This window comes from Shewanella loihica PV-4, from assembly GCF_000016065.1.
Taxonomy (GTDB): Bacteria; Pseudomonadota; Gammaproteobacteria; order Enterobacterales; family Shewanellaceae; genus Shewanella; species Shewanella loihica.
This window is the reverse complement of record NC_009092.1, coordinates 3,095,592-3,111,510: the sequence shown is the minus strand read 5'-3', so window position 1 is coordinate 3,111,510 and position 15,919 is coordinate 3,095,592. Positions and strand designations below refer to the sequence as shown.

The following is a 15,919-nucleotide window of genomic DNA, read 5'->3' as shown; positions in this document are numbered from 1 at the left end:
GCTATGGGAGTAAACCACAATTTAGCTGCGTGTGCGATTAGTGGTTGATGATGCGGGGGAAGTTTTCTTCTTCGCGCAGGGTAAGGACCTCTACACCCGTTGGCGTGATCAGCAAAGTGTGTTCCCACTGAGCCGAGTTTTTTCCGTCAGAGGTGGTCACCGTCCAGTTGTCGTCTTTGTCCAGTACGCTGGTGTGACGACCGGCGTTGATCATCGGCTCTATGGTGAAACACATGCCAGGACGCAGTACCGTCTTATCATTGTTCTTGTAGTGCATTACCTGTGGCTCCTCGTGGAAGCCGGCGCCGATGCCGTGGCCACAGTAGTCGGTGACGATACTGTATTTTTCCAGGCCGGTTTTCTTGCTCTTGATATATTTCTCGATGATGGTGCCGATTTCGCCCAGTTTCATGCCTGGACGCACCTTCTTGATCGCCTCATACAGGCTCTCCTGAGCCACGCGGCACAGGCGCTTGTCTTTGGCGCTGACATCACCGATGAGGAACATCTTAGAGGTGTCGCCATGGTAGCCATCTTTGATCACTGTGATGTCGATATTGATGATGTCGCCATCTTTGAGGGCACGATCGCTTGGGATGCCGTGGCAGATCACTTCGTTGATGGAAGTACAGATAGATTTAGGAAAGCCATGATAATCCAGCGGGGCCGAAATCGCGCCTTGCTCTTCGGTATATTTCGCACAGATATCATTGAGTTCGTTTGTGGTTACCCCGGCCTTAACATGGGGAGCAATCATCTCTAATACCTCGGCGGCCAGCTTGCCTGCCGCGCGCATTTTTTCGATCTCTTCGGCTGTTTTTATCACTATACTCATTAAGCTTTCTCTGTTGTGTCGGTAGTCGAATTTGGGGCGCCTCAAGGCGCTAAAAATTTGTGTTAGCGCCGATATTATGGTATAAAGCGCGCCGTTATGTTTGACTCTTGCCGATGAGGTTCATTATGACCCCATCTTTGAGCGAATGTGGCGGCCATTATACATGGCTATGACTAAATACTAAATCACACACGTATCGACACGTTCTTCGGGGTGCCTATTTAGGTCGGAGATATGGGATGCGTGGAGGTCTAACCCCCAATTTTTTAAGGTAAAAAAATGACTACAGTTTCAATGCGCGACATGCTTCAGGCCGGTGTTCACTTCGGTCACCAAACTCGTTACTGGAACCCTAAGATGAAGCCTTTCATCTTCGGCGCTCGTAACGGTGTACACATCATTAACCTAGAGCACACTGTGCCTATGTTCAATGAAGCACTAGCGTTCATCAGCAACGTAGCATCTAAGAAAGGTAAAGTACTTTTCGTTGGTACTAAGCGCGCTGCAAGCGAAGCGATCAAAGAAGCTGCTATTTCTTGTGATCAATACTACGTTGACAACCGTTGGTTGGGCGGCATGCTGACTAACTGGAAAACAGTTCGTCAATCAATCAAGCGTCTAAAAGATCTTGAGAGCCAGTCTGTAGACGGTACTTTCGACAAGCTGACCAAGAAAGAAGCGCTAATGCGTACTCGTGAGCTTGAGAAGCTAGAAAAGTCTCTTGGTGGTATCAAGAACATGGGCGGCCTACCTGACGTTATCTTCGTTATCGGTGCTGACCATGAGCATATCGCTATTAAAGAAGCTAACAACCTAGGTATCCCAGTTGTTGCTGTTGTTGATACTAACTCTTCTCCAGACGGCATCAACTACATCGTTCCTGGTAACGATGACGCTATGCGTGCAATTCGTCTGTATGCTGAGTCAGTAGCAGCGGCTGCTAAAGCAGGTCGTGGTCAAGACCTAGCGGTACAAGCTGAGCAAGACGGTTTCGTAGAAGCTGAATAATAAAGGCGAGATGAATTTCATCGCCCTTATTAACCAAGATAGATAATTGGTGAACAGGGGCCCTAAGGCCCCTGTTTTTTCACATTTGATTTGTAGAGTTACCTATAGAGGATTTAACAATGGCAATTACTGCTGCCCAAGTTAAAGAACTACGCGAGCGTACTGGCGCTGGCATGATGGATTGTAAAAAAGCGCTAACTGAAACCAATGGTGACATTGAGCTAGCGATTGAAAACATGCGTAAGAGCGGTGCTGCAAAGGCTGCTAAGAAAGCAGGTAACATCGCTGCTGAAGGTACTATCCTGATCAAGCAAGGCGAAGGTTTCTCAGTACTTCTAGAAGTTAACTGTCAAACTGACTTCGTTGCAAAAGACTCTAACTTCCTGGCTTTCGCTAACGAAGTTCTGGATGTTGCTGCAGCTGGCAAAGTATCTATTGCCGACCTACAAGCTCAGTTCGAAGAAACTCGTGTTGCGCTAGTTGCTAAAATCGGTGAAAACATCAACGTTCGTCGCGTTGAGTACATCGATGGTGCTAGCCAAGCTTCTTACCGTCACGGCGACCGTATCGGTGTTGTTGTAACTGGTGAAGCTGACGAAGAGACTCTGAAGCACGTTGCTATGCACGTTGCTGCTTCTAAGCCAGAATACGTTAACCCATCAGACGTACCAGCTGAAGTTGTTGAAAAAGAGAAAGCCGTTCAGATCGAAATCGCGATGAACGAAGGCAAGCCTCAAGAGATCGCTGAGAAGATGGTTGCTGGCCGTATGAAGAAGTTCACCGGAGAGGTTTCTCTGACTGGTCAAGCTTTCATCATGGAGCCTAAGAAGACTGTTGGCGAAATCCTTAAAGAGAAAGGCGCTACAGTAACTAACTTCATTCGTCTAGAAGTTGGTGAAGGTATCGAGAAGAAAGAAGAAGATTTTGCCGCTGAAGTAGCAGCGCAAATCGCCGCTTCTAAGGCGTAATCGCCAGTTGTAAGATACCCTAAAAACCGCAGCATTCGCTGCGGTTTTATTATGCCAATTAGATTGCTGCACAGCGCTTTTTTTTCTATATAATTGGCACGTTACCCATCGGCATTTATCAGGACAAACAACTATGAGCACAAATCCAAAACCTGCTTTTCGACGTATTCTTCTCAAACTGAGTGGCGAGGCCCTGATGGGCGAAGAGGGCTTTGGCATCGATCCCAAGGTGCTAGATCGCATGGCACAAGAGATTAAAGAGCTGGTTGAGCTTGGTATTCAGGTAGGTGTTGTGATTGGTGGCGGTAACCTATTCCGTGGTGAAGGCCTAGCACAAGCAGGCATGAACCGTGTGGTGGGCGACCATATGGGCATGTTGGCAACCGTAATGAATGGTCTGGCGATGCGCGATGCGCTGCACAGAGCCTATGTGAATGCCCGCCTGATGTCGGCCATCCCCTTGAAAGGCGTGTGTGACGACTATAACTGGGCCGAAGCGATTAGCCTGCTTAAATCTGGCCGTGTGGTGATCTTCGCCGCCGGTACGGGTAATCCTTTCTGTACCACAGACTCTGCCGCCTGCCTGCGCGGTATCGAGATCGAAGCCGAAGTGGTACTCAAGGGCACTAAGGTAGATGGTGTTTACTCAGATGACCCAGTCAAGAACCCAGAAGCGGTAAAATATGACGAGATGGGTTATGGCGAAGTCCTGGAAAAAGAATTGAAAGTGATGGATCTTGCGGCATTTACCCTTGCAAGAGATCACGATATGCCTATCTTAGTGTTTAATATGAACAAGCCTGGTGCGCTACGACGTGTTATCATGGGCGACCATGAAGGTACGCTTATTAGAAGTAGCCGTAAGACTGCCGAATAAATAACCCGATACGAACGAATTTAAGGATATTTAACGTGATTAACGAAATCAAAGAAGATGCAAAGAGCCGTATGGCGAAGTGTGTTGAAGCGACTAAGAATCAAATGGCTAAAGTACGTACTGGTCGTGCTCACCCAAGTCTGCTTGATTCGATCAAGGTACCTTACTATGGTACGCCAACCCCGCTTAAGCAGGTAGGTAACGTATCTATTGAAGATTCTCGTACTCTGGCAATCACTGTCTTTGATACCACTATGATTGCAGCGGTTGAGAAGGCGATCATGAGTTCAGATCTGGGCCTAAACCCTATGTCTGCCGGTACGACTATCCGTATTCCGCTACCAGCACTGACCGAAGAGCGTCGTAAGGACCTGATCAAGGTAGTTCGCGCCGAGGCTGAAAACGGTCGTATCGCCGTACGTAACGTGCGTCGTGACGCTAACTCTGACGTGAAAGCGCTGGAGAAAGAGAAAGAGTGTACCGAGGACGATGTACGCCGCACTGAAGATGAGATTCAGAAGTTTACTGACGCTCACATCAAGCAGATCGATGAGATCTTGACGGCAAAAGAAGCAGAGTTGATGGAAGTCTAATCTCCCTGTTTCGTTACTAGAGTTCGCACGCCGTGTAGGGGTATACTACACGGCGTTTGCTATTTTTAAGGGTTGTAATAGATGTCAATCGAATCTCAATCTGGCTCTGAGTTATCTAATGAAGCACTCGCAGAGCTGGTAAAACAGTCTATTCCCAAGCACGTGGCGATCATCATGGATGGCAACGGGCGCTGGGCACAGGCACAGGGCAAGCCCCGTGTTGTGGGCCACAAGGCCGGTGTAAAGACTGTTCGCCGTGCGGTGAGTATGGCGCGTGAGATGGGGATAGGTTCGTTAACCCTGTTTGCGTTTTCCAGTGAAAACTGGCGCAGACCCGAGAAAGAAGTCAGCCTCCTGATGGAGCTGTTTTTCACCGTTTTACAACGAGAAATAAAACTACTGGATAAAAACGGGGTCAGGCTCAACATCATAGGGGACATCAGTCGTTTTTCTGCCCGCTTACAAAAGCAGATCGCCGCGGCGATGGAGAAGACGGCCAACAACACTGGTTTGATCCTCAATGTGGCGGCCAACTACGGCGGTCGCTGGGACATAGTGCAGGCGGCGCAAACCTTAGCCAAAAAGGTGGAATCTGGCGAAATGACCAGCAGTCAGTTCACCGAGGAGGCGCTAAGTCAGCATTTAAGCATGCAAAATCAACCGGAAGTTGATTTAATGATTCGCACCGGTGGCGATTTTCGCATTAGTAACTTTGTGTTATGGCAAGCGGCTTACGCAGAGTTAGTGTTTACTGATGTGTTGTGGCCAGATTTTGATGAACAGGCCTTTAAAGATGCGGTAGCCGTATTTGCTACCCGGCAGCGCCGTTTTGGATTGACGGGTTCTCAAATTGAGACTTTGCAGGCTGAGTAATAAATTTAAGAGGGAAAGTTTTGCTAAAACATAGAATAATAACAGCAGTATGGTTGATCCCATTGGTGATGGGAGCCATTTTCTTTTTCCCTGTGGAGTATTTTTCATGGGCATTGGTGGCTGTGTTCCTGATCGCCGCCAAAGAGTGGGGACGCATCATAGACAAGCGCTGTAATGTGACCCAGTGGAGTTTCACCCTGACCATAGGCATCTTGCTGGTGGCGTTAAACCTCCTGGTGCCCACCGAAGAGGTTTGGTTTAAGGGGCAGCTACATCCTGTCTATCTCGCCATCACACTGATTGGCGCCATGTGGTGGGTCATCTCGTTATTCCTGGTACTCAGCTACCCTAAAAGTGCCGCCCTCTGGGGCAAGAGCCACATGCTGAAATCTATGTTTGGTCAGCTAACCCTAGTGCCCTGTTTTACCGCCCTGATCGCGCTAAAGGCCCTGAGCACGGCGAGTATGCCATACTATGGCGGCGCCTTGGTATTCCTGGTGATGCTCACCGTGTGGGCGACTGATTCTGGTGCCTATTTTGCCGGTAAGGCCCTAGGCAAGCACAAGCTGATGCCTAACGTGAGTCCGGCAAAAACCGTCGAGGGGCTGCTCGGTGGCCTGGTGACTACTATGGTGGTCGTGGCGGGCGTGATGATGGTCTCGCCAGAGCAGGAGTTGGGACTCGTCATCGGCGTGACCCTGTTTGTCGCCCTGGTCTCGGCCCTTGGGGATCTATCGGAAAGTATGTTTAAGCGTGTGGCCGACATTAAAGATTCGGGCACCATATTGCCGGGTCATGGCGGGGTGCTGGATCGCATCGACAGCCTGACGGCGGCGCTGCCCATCTTTACCCTAATTTATATCGCATTTTGGATGTAACCATGCAGAAAATGGTGATTCTAGGCGCCACAGGTTCTATCGGCGCCAGTACCCTGAGCGTTATCGAGCAAAATCCTGAGGCCTACAAGGCCTTTGCCCTGGTCGCCCATAAGAGTGTCGATAAGATGCTCGACTTGTGTATCAAGTACAATCCATCGATAGCCCACATGGTCGACCCCCAGGCGGCAGCCGAGTTGCAGCGTCGTTTGCCGGCGCACATGGCTATTGCCGTCTCTTCGGGCGAAGATGAGTTGGCGGCTATCGTTGCTCTGCCCGAGGTGGATTGCGTCATGGCGGCCATCGTCGGCGCGGCGGGTCTACCTGCCACACTGGCGGCGGTTAAGGCGGGTAAGCGGGTGCTGCTGGCCAATAAAGAGTCGCTGGTGATGTCGGGTCGTCTGTTTATCGATGCGATGCAGGGCTCAAACGCCAAGGTGTTGCCAGTAGACAGTGAGCACAACGCCATCTTCCAGTGTCTGCCAGAGCCTGCTCAGCAAGCCATTGGCGCCTGCGATCTGGCCGGTGCCGGCATCTCCCATATTTTGTTGACCGGATCGGGCGGACCTTTTCTCACCTCAGATCTCGATAGTCTGAGTCAGATGACGCCGGACCAGGCCTGCAAACATCCTAACTGGTCCATGGGGCGTAAGATCTCGGTCGATTCCGCCAGTATGATGAACAAGGGACTCGAGTATATCGAGGCCCGTTGGCTGTTTAATGCCACCAAAGAGCAACTCAAGGTCGTAGTGCATCCCCAGAGCGTGATCCACTCTATGGTGCAGTATAAGGACGGCAGCGTGTTGGCCCAGATGGGCAATCCAGACATGCGCACGCCCATAGCGCACTGCATGGCCTATCCGCAAAGAATTTCGGCGGGCGTTGAACCTTTAGATTTTTTCAAAGTCGGACAGTTAAGCTTTCTTGAACCCGACTTCAATCGCTTCCCCTGTCTGAAGTTGGCCATAGATGCCTGCGAGCAGGGACAGGAAGCCACCACGGTATTGAACGCGGCCAACGAGGTGTCGGTCGAGGCCTTCCTGGCAGGATTGATACGTTTTACCGATATCGCACGGGTAAACGAGTATTGCCTGAGTCATGTCGAGCAGCGTAGCTTAGACACCATAGAAGATATTTTGGCGCTGGATGGCCTGGCACGGCGTGCGGCGCAGGAGCGGGTCGCCAAACTATAAGGCTCGCGCTAGCTGGTTTTAAAGCTTTCGTGGCTTACGTAAGCAAAGATAAGCAGAGATAAGGAGAGGAATGCTAGACTTTTTGTGGAACTTGGGCTCATTCATTATCGCCCTTGGAATTCTCATCACAGCCCATGAATATGGTCACTTCTGGGTGGCCAGACGTTGCGGCGTGAAAGTTGAGCGTTTCTCTATCGGTTTCGGTAAGGCCATCTGGCGCAAGATCGGCGCCGATGGTACCGAGTACGTGGTGGCCATGATCCCCCTCGGCGGCTATGTGAAGATGCTCGACGAGCGGGTCGATACCGTAGCCGATGAGCTAAAGCCCCAGGCCTTTAACCGTAAATCTGTCTGGCAGCGCATCGCCATCGTCGGTGCCGGCCCCATGGCCAACTTCGTGTTTGCCATCTTTGCCCTCTACATCATGTACCTTATCGGCGTGCCCTCGATTAAACCTGTGATCGAATCGACACAGTCCGGCTCGCCGGCGGCTGTGATTCAGGTCAAGAAGCCGATGCAGGTGATTGCCGTTGGCGATCGCAGCGTACGCAACTGGGAAGAGGTGACCTACGCCTTGGTCGGTCACATAGGTGATGATGCCATCGACGTCACGCTGGCCCCCTTATCGGGCGTGATGGGCGAGGAGCGCACCTATAAGTTAGATACCCGCAAGTGGAAGTTTAATCCTGAGACTGAGTCGCCCATTACTTCGCTGGGCCTCAATGTCTTTAGGCCTGCCATCACCCCTAAGTTGGGTTTTGTGGCCGAAGATGGCGCCGCCTACGCGGCTGGTTTGCGCCTAGGTGACACCTTAGTCGCCGTCGATAACAAATCTTATGGCGATTGGGATCAGTTTGTTGCCAAGATCAAGGCATCGGCGGATAAGCCAATTAGCGTGACCATCAGACGCGACGGTGAGCAGCTTAAGTTTAATGTCACCCCTAAAGCGCGCACTATTGACGGCGGTAAGGTCGAGGGCGTGATTGGCGTGGCACCGACCCAGGCGCCTTGGCCTGATGAGATGCGTCTGCAACTGGAATACGGTGTCGGTGAGTCCCTCATGGTCGCCGCCGATAAAACATGGCAACTTGTATCGGTCAGCATTAAGATGATCGGCAAACTCTTTACCGGTGACGTGTCGGTGAAGAATTTGAGCGGCCCTATCTCTATCGCTCAGGGCGCGGGAAACAGCGCCAACTATGGTTTAGTTTACTTTTTGGGATTCCTGGCATTAATCAGCGTGAATTTAGGCATTATTAATTTATTGCCTTTACCCGTGCTTGATGGCGGGCATCTGTTATATTACTTCATCGAAGTGATCACAGGCAGGCCTGTACCGGAAAAGGTGCAGGAAATTGGATTCAGATTTGGGGCAGCCTTGCTGCTAATATTGATGAGTATCGCCCTTTTCAATGATTTTTCCCGACTCTGAGCAAGGACACACACATAATTAGAAGTGCTCTATGAGATTGAATAAAATTTTTGCCTCGATGTTATTAGTCGGTGCGTCTTTATCAGGGAAGGGTTGGGCCGATACATTCCAGCCTTTTGAAGTGACCGACATCCAGGTTAAGGGACTGCAGCGTGTTGCACTGGGTGCGGCGCTGTTGAATATTCCTATCAAGGTGGGAGACACGGTCGACGAGATGCGTCTGCAGCAGGCGATTAAGAGCCTGTATTCCTCGACTAACTTCGAGCATATCGAGGTGAGCCGCGATGGCAGCGTCTTGGTAGTAACGGTCAAAGAAAGGCCTACCATCAGCGTCGTGACCTTTGAAGGCAACAAGGACATTAAAGACGAGCAGCTGCAAGAGAGTCTCGACGGCAGTGGCGTCAAGGCCGGTGAGTCGCTGGATCGCACCATGCTCAGCGGCATCGAGAAGAGCCTGCAGGACTTCTACTATGGCGTGGGTAAATATGGCGCCAAGGTTGAGGCTCAGGTGATTAACCTGCCGCGTAACCGTGTCGAGTTGAAATTTAAGTTTACCGAAGGTTTGGCGGCAGAGATTCGTCAGATCAACGTGGTGGGCAACACTGTCTTTAGCGACGCCGAACTGATCGGCATGCTGGAGCTGAAAGACTATGTGGCATGGTGGGATCTCTTCGGTGAGCGCCGCTATCAGAAGCAGAAGCTGCAGGCCGACCTTGAAACCATCAAGACCTTCTACCACAACCGCGGTTATATCCGTTTCGAGGTGACCTCGACTCAGGTGGCGATGACCCCTGACCGTAAGGGTCTCTACATCACCATCAACGTTGACGAGGGTGAGCAGTACAAGGTTAAAGAAGTTAACCTGACTGGCGACCTCATGGGCCGCGAAGAGGTGATGCAGGCGATTCTGCCGATCAAGGTAGGCGATACCTATAACGGCGCGGATGTGACCTTTACCGAAGAGATGTATGGCAAGTATCTGGGCCGTTTCGGATATGCCTACCCAGAGGTGAAGACCTATCCTGAGATCGATGATGAGACTAAAGAGGTCGCCCTCAACGTCAACATCAAGCCGGGTAAGCGCGTCTATGTACGTAGCATTAACTTTACCGGTAACCAGGTTACCAAAGATGAGGTGATGCGCCGCGAGCTGCGTCAGATGGAAGGCGCTTGGCTGAACTCGGCCCAGGTTGAGCAATCCAAGGCGCGTCTGAACCGCCTGGGTTACTTCGAAACCGTCGATACTCAGACGGTTCAGGTGCCGGGCACAGATGACCTGGTGGACGTCGACTTCACCGTGAAGGAGCAGCCATCAGGCTCGTTCAACGCGGGGGTGGGTTATGGTACCGAGTCGGGCCTGAGCCTACAGTTCGGTGTGCAGCAGAGTAACTTCCTGGGTACAGGTAATCAGGCGGGTATCAACCTTAACACCAACAAATACTCGAAGAACGTCAACATCAACTACACAGATCCTTACTTCACCAAAGATGGCGTGAGCCTGGGTGGTAGCATCTACTGGAACGAGTTTGACGCTCAGGAAGCGAACCTCGAACGCTATAAGAACAGTTCTTACGGTATTGCTGTCAACTCCGGCTTCCCGATCAACGAATACAACCGTATCAACGGTGGTATCGGCTATCGTCACAACAGCATCTCGGAGATCTCGGCCTACGAGCAGGCCCTGCGCTTCTACAACATCTATCGTGATGCCAACGATCCTAACGCCGACCTGTCGTTCGATAACTTCGAGCTGACCCTCGGCTGGTACCGCAGCACGCTTAACCGCGGCACCTTCCCAACCGATGGTTCGTCACAGCGTCTGAGCGGCAAGATGACGGTGCCAGGTTCGGATCTGCAGTACTTTAAGACAGATTTCGATACCAGCTTCTACTGGCCAATCAACCGCAGCCACAGCTTCGTGCTCCTGACTAAGGCGCGCCTGGGTTATGGTAACGGTTATGGTCAGTACAACGACAACGACCAGATCCTACCTTTCTGGGAGAACTACTACTCGGGTGGTAGCAGCTCACTGCGTGGCTTCAAGTCTAATTCTGTGGGTCCACGTTCATTCTACCTGTATCGTGGTAGTGAGCCGTGCTCGCCAGATCCAGCAGGGGATACTTGTACCTTGCCAGGGGATCCTAACCGTGTCACTGTGAGCGGTGGCCGCTCTATCGGTGGTAACGCCATCGCTACGGCGAGTGTTGAGATGATAGTGCCAACTCCATTCCTGGATGAGGCCTACACTAACTCGGTGCGTACCAGCTTCTTCGTCGATGCGGGTAACGTCTGGGATACCGAGTTCGACTATGACGCCTATCGCTTCCTGCCGGCTGAGCAGTTCGACAAGTTGTCTGACTATTCAGACCCAGGACGTATCCGCGCCTCGGCGGGGATGAGCGTACAATGGTTGTCGCCAATGGGACCTATGGTATTTAGTCTTGCATGGCCAATCAAAAAATATGAAGATGATGACACAGAGATCTTCTCGTTCAACATTGGTAAAACTTTCTAAAGTAGAACTAATTTAAATAAAAAGTCATCGGCAAGTTTTGCTGATTATAAGGAGTTTATTTTGAATAAGATGTTTAATCGCGCAATGATGGTGTTGGTTCTGTTAGGTGCACCTATCGCGGCACAAGCTGAAAAGATCGCCGTTGTCGATATGCAGGCGGTATTTGAGCAGCTACCACAGCGCGAAGAAGTCAGCAAAACACTGAAAACCGAATTCGGCGATCGTGTGGCTGGCGTACAGAAGATGCAGGAAGAGCTTCGCGGCATGCTAGAGAAGCAGCAACGCGACGCGGCCCTGATGAGCGAAACGCAGAAGACTGAGATGCTGCGCAAGATGGAGTCTCTCAAGGCTGAGCTACAGCTGAAGGGCAAGGCGCTGGATGAAGATATGCGTCGTCGTAACGGTGAAGAGCAAAACAAGCTATTGGTTAAGGTTCAAAAAGCCATCAGCGCTATCGCCGAGAAAGAGAAGTATGACGTAGTGCTACAGCGCGGCGCCGTGATCTACGTGAAGCCGACATCAGACATCAGCAGCAAAGTGGTTGAAGCTCTGAGCAAAGGCTAGGCATTGATGACAAGTTATACCCTAAGTGAGATCGCCGCCCATCTGAATGCCGAGGTCAAGGGTGACGAGACGGTGACTATTCACCGTGTCGCCACGCTGGAGAAGGCACAGGCGGGGGAGATCTCCTTTCTGGCGAATCCCAAATACCAGAGTCAGTTAGAAGGCACGGCAGCCTCTGCCGTGTTGCTTTCGCCCAAGATGGCCGAGCATTACAGTGGCAATGCCTTAGTGTTGGCCGACCCCTATGTGGGTTTTGCAAGAGTTGCTCAGCTGCTCGACACCACGCCTAAGGCCGCCGAGGCTATTCACCCCAGTGCGGTTATCGACCCTAGCGCCCAGCTGGGTGAAGGCGTCGCCATAGGGGCCAATGCGGTGATAGGCGCCAAGGTTATCTTAGGCGAGAATGTTCAGGTAGGTCCCGGCTGTGTGCTTGGCCAGGATGTTATCGTCGGCTCAAACTCTATCCTGTGGGCCAACGTGACCCTTTACCATGATGTGCAGCTGGGTACAGACTGTATCGTGCATTCGGGTACAGTGATCGGCTCTGACGGTTTTGGTTATGCCAATGAGCGTGGTCTATGGATCAAGATCCCACAAACCGGTGGGGTGCGTATCGGTAACCGTGTCGAGATAGGTGCCTGCACCAGTATCGACCGCGGCGCGCTGGATCACACAGAGATCCACGATGGAGTTATCATCGACAACCAGGTGCAGCTTGCACACAACGTGGTAGTGGGTGAAAACACCGCACTGGCCGGTAGCTCTACCTTTGCCGGCAGCTGTAATATAGGTAAATACTGTATCATAGGCGGCAGTAGCGCCGTGGCAGGGCATCTGTCGATTGCCGACGGTACCCATATCTCGGGTGGCACCAATGTGACGAGTGTTATTCGTGAGCCTGGTGTATACTCTTCTGCTACCGTTGCGATGGAAAACAAGTTGTGGCGACGTAATACCGTCAGATTCAGACAACTTGATGAATTGTTCCAACGCGTCAAACAGCTTGAAAAAAACGTTAAATCAGATGATTAACTGCCCGAGGGCAGCTAAGGAAGTTATTGAGTGTCAAATCAATTAAATACGATGGATATCAAAGAGATCCTAAAGTTCCTACCTCACAGGTATCCGTTTTTATTGATCGATAGAGTCCTCGACTTTACGCCAGGTGAAACACTGCATGCGATCAAGAATGTCACCATCAACGAGCCATTCTTCCAGGGCCATTTCCCTGTAGCTCCTGTGATGCCAGGTGTATTGATCCTAGAGGCTATGGCCCAGGCGACCGGTCTGTTAGCGTTTAAAACCATGAGCGATGAGCCATCTAACGATGCCTTATACTATTTTGCCGGTATCGATAACGCTCGCTTCAAGCGTGTGGTCGAGCCAGGCGACCAACTTCATTTCGAAGTTAAGATGATTAAAGAACGCCGCGGGATTGGCGTCTTCACAGGTGAAGCTAAGGTCGATGGCGAACTAGTTTGTTCGGCAGAGATCATGTGTGCCCGCAGAGAGATTGCCAAGTGATTGATAAGTTAGCATTTGTACACCCAGATGCCAAAATCGGTAACAATGTTACCATAGGCCCATGGACCTATATCGGCCCAGATGTCGAGATCGGCGACGACTGTCATCTGAGCTCTCACGTGGTGGTCAAGGGCCCTACGGTTATCGGCAAGGGTAACCGTATTTTTCAGTTCGCCTCAGTAGGGGAAGACTGCCAGGATAAGAAGTATGCTGGCGAGCCAACCCGGCTGATCATCGGCGATAACAATGTGATCCGCGAATCTGTCACCATACATCGCGGCACGGTGCAGGATAACAGTGAGACCCGTATCGGCTCCAACAACCTGTTTATGGCCTATGTGCACATCGCCCACGACTGTGTGGTGGGTAACAATGTGATCATGGCTAACAACGCCTCTATCGCCGGCCACGTCCATGTGGGCGACTGGGCGATCCTAGGCGGCATGACGGGTGTGCATCAGTTTGTGCATATTGGTGCACATGCCTTTACCGCTGGTTATTCATTGATCCTGCAAGATGTGCCGCCATTTGTGATGGCGTCGGGACAGCCTGCTATCCCAAGGGGACTGAACAGCGAAGGCATGAAACGCCGCGGCTTCTCAAAAGAGAGCCAACTGGCAGTGCGCCGTGCCTACAAGACCTTGTATCGCAAGGGCTTGACCATTGAAGAAGCAGTTGCCGCCTTGGGTGAGGATGCCGAGGACGAGCAGGTTAAGCTGCTGATGGACTTTGTGGTCAACTCGAGCCGAGGCATTATTCGTTAATCGGTTTCTTTAATCGGTTTAGCTAATTGGTTTAGCTATCGAAGAAAAGCTCGTGTTCACGGGCTTTTTTATTTTCAGTAAGCAAGTAACAGAAGATGAATCAGAGCAATCAAAAAGTATTCGCCATGGTGGCGGGTGAGCTGTCCGGTGATATTCTCGGCGCCGGCCTGATCAAGGCCTTGAAACAGCAATACCCGGATGCCCGCTTCGTCGGTATCGGCGGCCCGCAGATGGATGCCTTGGGGTTTGAGTCCCTGTTCTCTTTCGAAGAGCTGGCCGTGATGGGCCTGGTCGAGGTGCTGTCGCGCCTGCCACGCCTGCTTAAGGTGCGTAAAACGCTGATCGACGAGCTGACCGCCCTAAAGCCAGATTGCTTTATCGGTATCGATGCCCCCGATTTCAACATAGGTCTGGAGCTGAAGCTTAAGGCGCAGGGGATCAAGACGGTTCACTATGTCAGCCCTTCTGTGTGGGCCTGGCGCCCCAAGCGGATCTTCAAGATCGCCAAGGCGACCAACATGGTGCTGTCGCTGTTGCCCTTCGAGAAGGCCTTCTACGATAAGCATAATGTGCCTTGTACCTTCGTCGGCCACACACTCGCAGACGATATTCCGCTAGAGAGCGATAAGCTCAGTGCCCGCGAGACCCTGGGGTTAGATCCCCACGCCGAATATCTCGCCATCTTACCCGGCTCTCGGGGCGGCGAGCTCAAGCAGCTGGCCGAGCCTTTCGTGCAGGCGGCGGTAAAGTTGCGCCAGCGCTACCCAGACCTTAAGTTTGTCACCCCGCTGGTCAATGCCAAGCGTCGGGCCCAGTTTGAGCTGGCCCTCAAGACCCATGCGCCGGATCTCGACATACATCTGGTCGAGGGACAGTCTCGCACCGTGATGGCCGCAGCCGATGCTATCTTGCTGGCGTCTGGCACCGCGACCCTGGAGGCCATGTTGGTGAAACGCCCCATGGTGGTGGCCTACCGGGTATCGCCGATCACCTATCGTATCGCTAAGGGAATGATGCAGATATCTCATTACTCCTTGCCTAATTTGCTGGCGGGCAGGGAGATCATCCCTGAGCTGATCCAGGCCGACTGTACACCAGATAAGATAGTCGACGCCGTTTCCAATCAGCTCGATGGCGATCATAAGCCGTTGATGGAGAGCTTTATGACGCTGCATCAACAGCTAAGATGCGATGCCAGTGCGCGCGCGGCCCAGGCGGTTATCGAGCTAGTGGAGACAAAATAGTGGCTATCTATAAACAAATTACCGCCGAACAGGTCGAGGCACTCTGCAGCGGTTTCTACGCCGGCGTCGATGAAGTGGGCCGTGGCCCCTTGGTGGGCGATGTGGTGACCGCCGCCGTGGTGCTGGACCCGAACAATCCTATTGAAGGGCTAAATGACTCCAAGAAGCTGTCGGAGAAGAAGCGCGACGCCCTCTATGAGGAGATCCTCGCCAAGGCGCTGGATGTCAGCGTCGGACGCTGTTCACCGCTGGAGATCGATGAGCTCAACATACTGCACGCGACCATGCTGGCGATGCAGCGCGCCGTCGCAGGACTGCGCGCCCGACCTGACAGAGTATTGATCGACGGCAATCGGGTACCGGACTTTACCGATGAGACCCTGGAGGGTCATGCGGTGATCAAGGGCGATGGCCTGATCCCGGCCATCAGCGCCGCCTCTATCGTTGCCAAAGTGGTGCGCGACAGAGAGATGGAAGCCCTGGATGAGCGCTATCCCGAATATGGCTTCGCCAAGCATAAGGGCTACCCCACCAAGGCCCATTTCGAGGCGCTCGAGGCCCATGGCGTACTGGCCGAGCACCGCAAGAGTTTCAGGCCGGTCAAGGAGCGTCTGGAGGCCTGTTAAACCGCCCTCGCGGGGGCGCCTGTGACTG

16 protein-coding genes are annotated in these 15,919 nt (G+C 52.1%); 15 read left to right on the top strand and 1 reads right to left on the bottom strand.

Translation table 11 applies throughout. The features are described 5' to 3' along the window. Positions 1–37 precede the first annotated feature (37 nt). The gene (map, locus tag SHEW_RS13640) at positions 38–880 is read right to left on the bottom strand and encodes a type I methionyl aminopeptidase (RefSeq protein WP_223294717.1); all 843 of its coding nucleotides are present in this window, start codon (positions 878–880) and stop codon (positions 38–40) included. 234 nt (positions 881–1,114) lie between these two features. On the opposite strand from map, the gene rpsB reads away from it, so the two are divergent. The 15 genes from rpsB to rnhB all read left to right on the top strand — a co-directional run bounded on the left by rpsB (position 1,115) and on the right by rnhB (position 15,891). Next, positions 1,115–1,843 (top strand): 30S ribosomal protein S2, encoded by a 729-nt coding sequence (rpsB, locus tag SHEW_RS13635; protein WP_011866432.1) that lies wholly within the window; start codon positions 1,115–1,117, stop codon positions 1,841–1,843. 119 nt (positions 1,844–1,962) lie between these two features. Continuing rightward, positions 1,963–2,811 carry a translation elongation factor Ts gene (gene tsf / locus SHEW_RS13630; protein ID WP_011866431.1) on the top strand — a complete coding sequence of 283 codons (849 nt, stop codon included), beginning with the start codon at positions 1,963–1,965 and terminating at the stop codon, positions 2,809–2,811. A gap of 133 nt (positions 2,812–2,944) precedes the next feature. After that, on the top strand, positions 2,945–3,688 hold the full coding sequence (pyrH, locus tag SHEW_RS13625; protein WP_011866430.1) for a UMP kinase: 744 nt from the start codon (positions 2,945–2,947) through the stop codon (positions 3,686–3,688). 35 nt (positions 3,689–3,723) lie between these two features. Next, positions 3,724–4,281: a ribosome recycling factor gene (frr, locus tag SHEW_RS13620; protein WP_011866429.1), complete on the top strand. Its 558-nt coding sequence runs from the start codon at positions 3,724–3,726 to the stop codon at positions 4,279–4,281. An 81-nt stretch (positions 4,282–4,362) separates the two neighbouring features. Further along, positions 4,363–5,154 (top strand): undecaprenyl pyrophosphate synthase, encoded by a 792-nt coding sequence (gene uppS, locus SHEW_RS13615; RefSeq protein WP_011866428.1) that lies wholly within the window; start codon positions 4,363–4,365, stop codon positions 5,152–5,154. A 20-nt stretch (positions 5,155–5,174) separates the two neighbouring features. Next, the gene (locus SHEW_RS13610; RefSeq protein WP_041406674.1) at positions 5,175–6,032 is read left to right on the top strand and encodes a phosphatidate cytidylyltransferase; all 858 of its coding nucleotides are present in this window, start codon (positions 5,175–5,177) and stop codon (positions 6,030–6,032) included. Positions 6,033–6,034: 2 nt separating this feature from the next. Next, a complete protein-coding gene (ispC, locus tag SHEW_RS13605; RefSeq protein ID WP_011866426.1) occupies positions 6,035–7,222 on the top strand; it encodes a 1-deoxy-D-xylulose-5-phosphate reductoisomerase in 1,188 nt (395 codons plus the stop codon). Positions 7,223–7,292: 70 nt separating this feature from the next. After that, positions 7,293–8,654, top strand: coding sequence for a sigma E protease regulator RseP (gene rseP, locus SHEW_RS13600; RefSeq protein WP_011866425.1), 1,362 nt, complete (start codon positions 7,293–7,295; stop codon positions 8,652–8,654). A gap of 31 nt (positions 8,655–8,685) precedes the next feature. Further along, the gene (gene bamA / locus SHEW_RS13595; RefSeq protein WP_011866424.1) at positions 8,686–11,169 is read left to right on the top strand and encodes an outer membrane protein assembly factor BamA; all 2,484 of its coding nucleotides are present in this window, start codon (positions 8,686–8,688) and stop codon (positions 11,167–11,169) included. Positions 11,170–11,238: 69 nt separating this feature from the next. After that, the gene (locus SHEW_RS13590; protein WP_011866423.1) at positions 11,239–11,733 is read left to right on the top strand and encodes an OmpH/Skp family outer membrane protein; all 495 of its coding nucleotides are present in this window, start codon (positions 11,239–11,241) and stop codon (positions 11,731–11,733) included. A gap of 6 nt (positions 11,734–11,739) precedes the next feature. Next, positions 11,740–12,765: a UDP-3-O-(3-hydroxymyristoyl)glucosamine N-acyltransferase gene (gene lpxD / locus SHEW_RS13585; protein WP_011866422.1), complete on the top strand. Its 1,026-nt coding sequence runs from the start codon at positions 11,740–11,742 to the stop codon at positions 12,763–12,765. 30 nt (positions 12,766–12,795) lie between these two features. Beyond that, positions 12,796–13,257: a 3-hydroxyacyl-ACP dehydratase FabZ gene (gene fabZ, locus SHEW_RS13580; protein ID WP_011866421.1), complete on the top strand. Its 462-nt coding sequence runs from the start codon at positions 12,796–12,798 to the stop codon at positions 13,255–13,257. Continuing rightward, positions 13,254–14,021, top strand: coding sequence for an acyl-ACP--UDP-N-acetylglucosamine O-acyltransferase (lpxA, locus tag SHEW_RS13575; protein WP_011866420.1), 768 nt, complete (start codon positions 13,254–13,256; stop codon positions 14,019–14,021). Before fabZ ends, lpxA begins: the two co-directional genes overlap by 4 nt. A 95-nt stretch (positions 14,022–14,116) precedes the next feature. Further along, entirely contained in the window at positions 14,117–15,265 is a 1,149-nt protein-coding gene (gene lpxB / locus SHEW_RS13570; RefSeq protein ID WP_011866419.1) for a lipid-A-disaccharide synthase, read from the top strand. Beyond that, a complete protein-coding gene (gene rnhB / locus SHEW_RS13565) occupies positions 15,265–15,891 on the top strand; it encodes a ribonuclease HII (RefSeq protein WP_011866418.1) in 627 nt (208 codons plus the stop codon). Before lpxB ends, rnhB begins: the two co-directional genes overlap by 1 nt. Positions 15,892–15,919 lie beyond the last annotated feature (28 nt).

What these genes read in the sequence shown, in the direction of transcription:
- bamA (WP_011866424.1), top strand. Translation starts at nt 8,686, where the DNA reads ATGAGATTGAATAAAATTTTTGCCTCGATGTTATTAGTCGGTGCGTCT.
- rpsB (WP_011866432.1), top strand. Translation starts at nt 1,115, where the DNA reads ATGACTACAGTTTCAATGCGCGACATGCTTCAGGCCGGTGTTCACTTC.
- lpxB (WP_011866419.1), top strand. Translation starts at nt 14,117, where the DNA reads ATGAATCAGAGCAATCAAAAAGTATTCGCCATGGTGGCGGGTGAGCTG.
- SHEW_RS13590 (WP_011866423.1), top strand. Translation starts at nt 11,239, where the DNA reads ATGTTTAATCGCGCAATGATGGTGTTGGTTCTGTTAGGTGCACCTATC.
- rseP (WP_011866425.1), top strand. Translation starts at nt 7,293, where the DNA reads ATGCTAGACTTTTTGTGGAACTTGGGCTCATTCATTATCGCCCTTGGA.
- tsf (WP_011866431.1), top strand. Translation starts at nt 1,963, where the DNA reads ATGGCAATTACTGCTGCCCAAGTTAAAGAACTACGCGAGCGTACTGGC.
- ispC (WP_011866426.1), top strand. Translation starts at nt 6,035, where the DNA reads ATGCAGAAAATGGTGATTCTAGGCGCCACAGGTTCTATCGGCGCCAGT.
- uppS (WP_011866428.1), top strand. Translation starts at nt 4,363, where the DNA reads ATGTCAATCGAATCTCAATCTGGCTCTGAGTTATCTAATGAAGCACTC.
- lpxD (WP_011866422.1), top strand. Translation starts at nt 11,740, where the DNA reads ATGACAAGTTATACCCTAAGTGAGATCGCCGCCCATCTGAATGCCGAG.
- pyrH (WP_011866430.1), top strand. Translation starts at nt 2,945, where the DNA reads ATGAGCACAAATCCAAAACCTGCTTTTCGACGTATTCTTCTCAAACTG.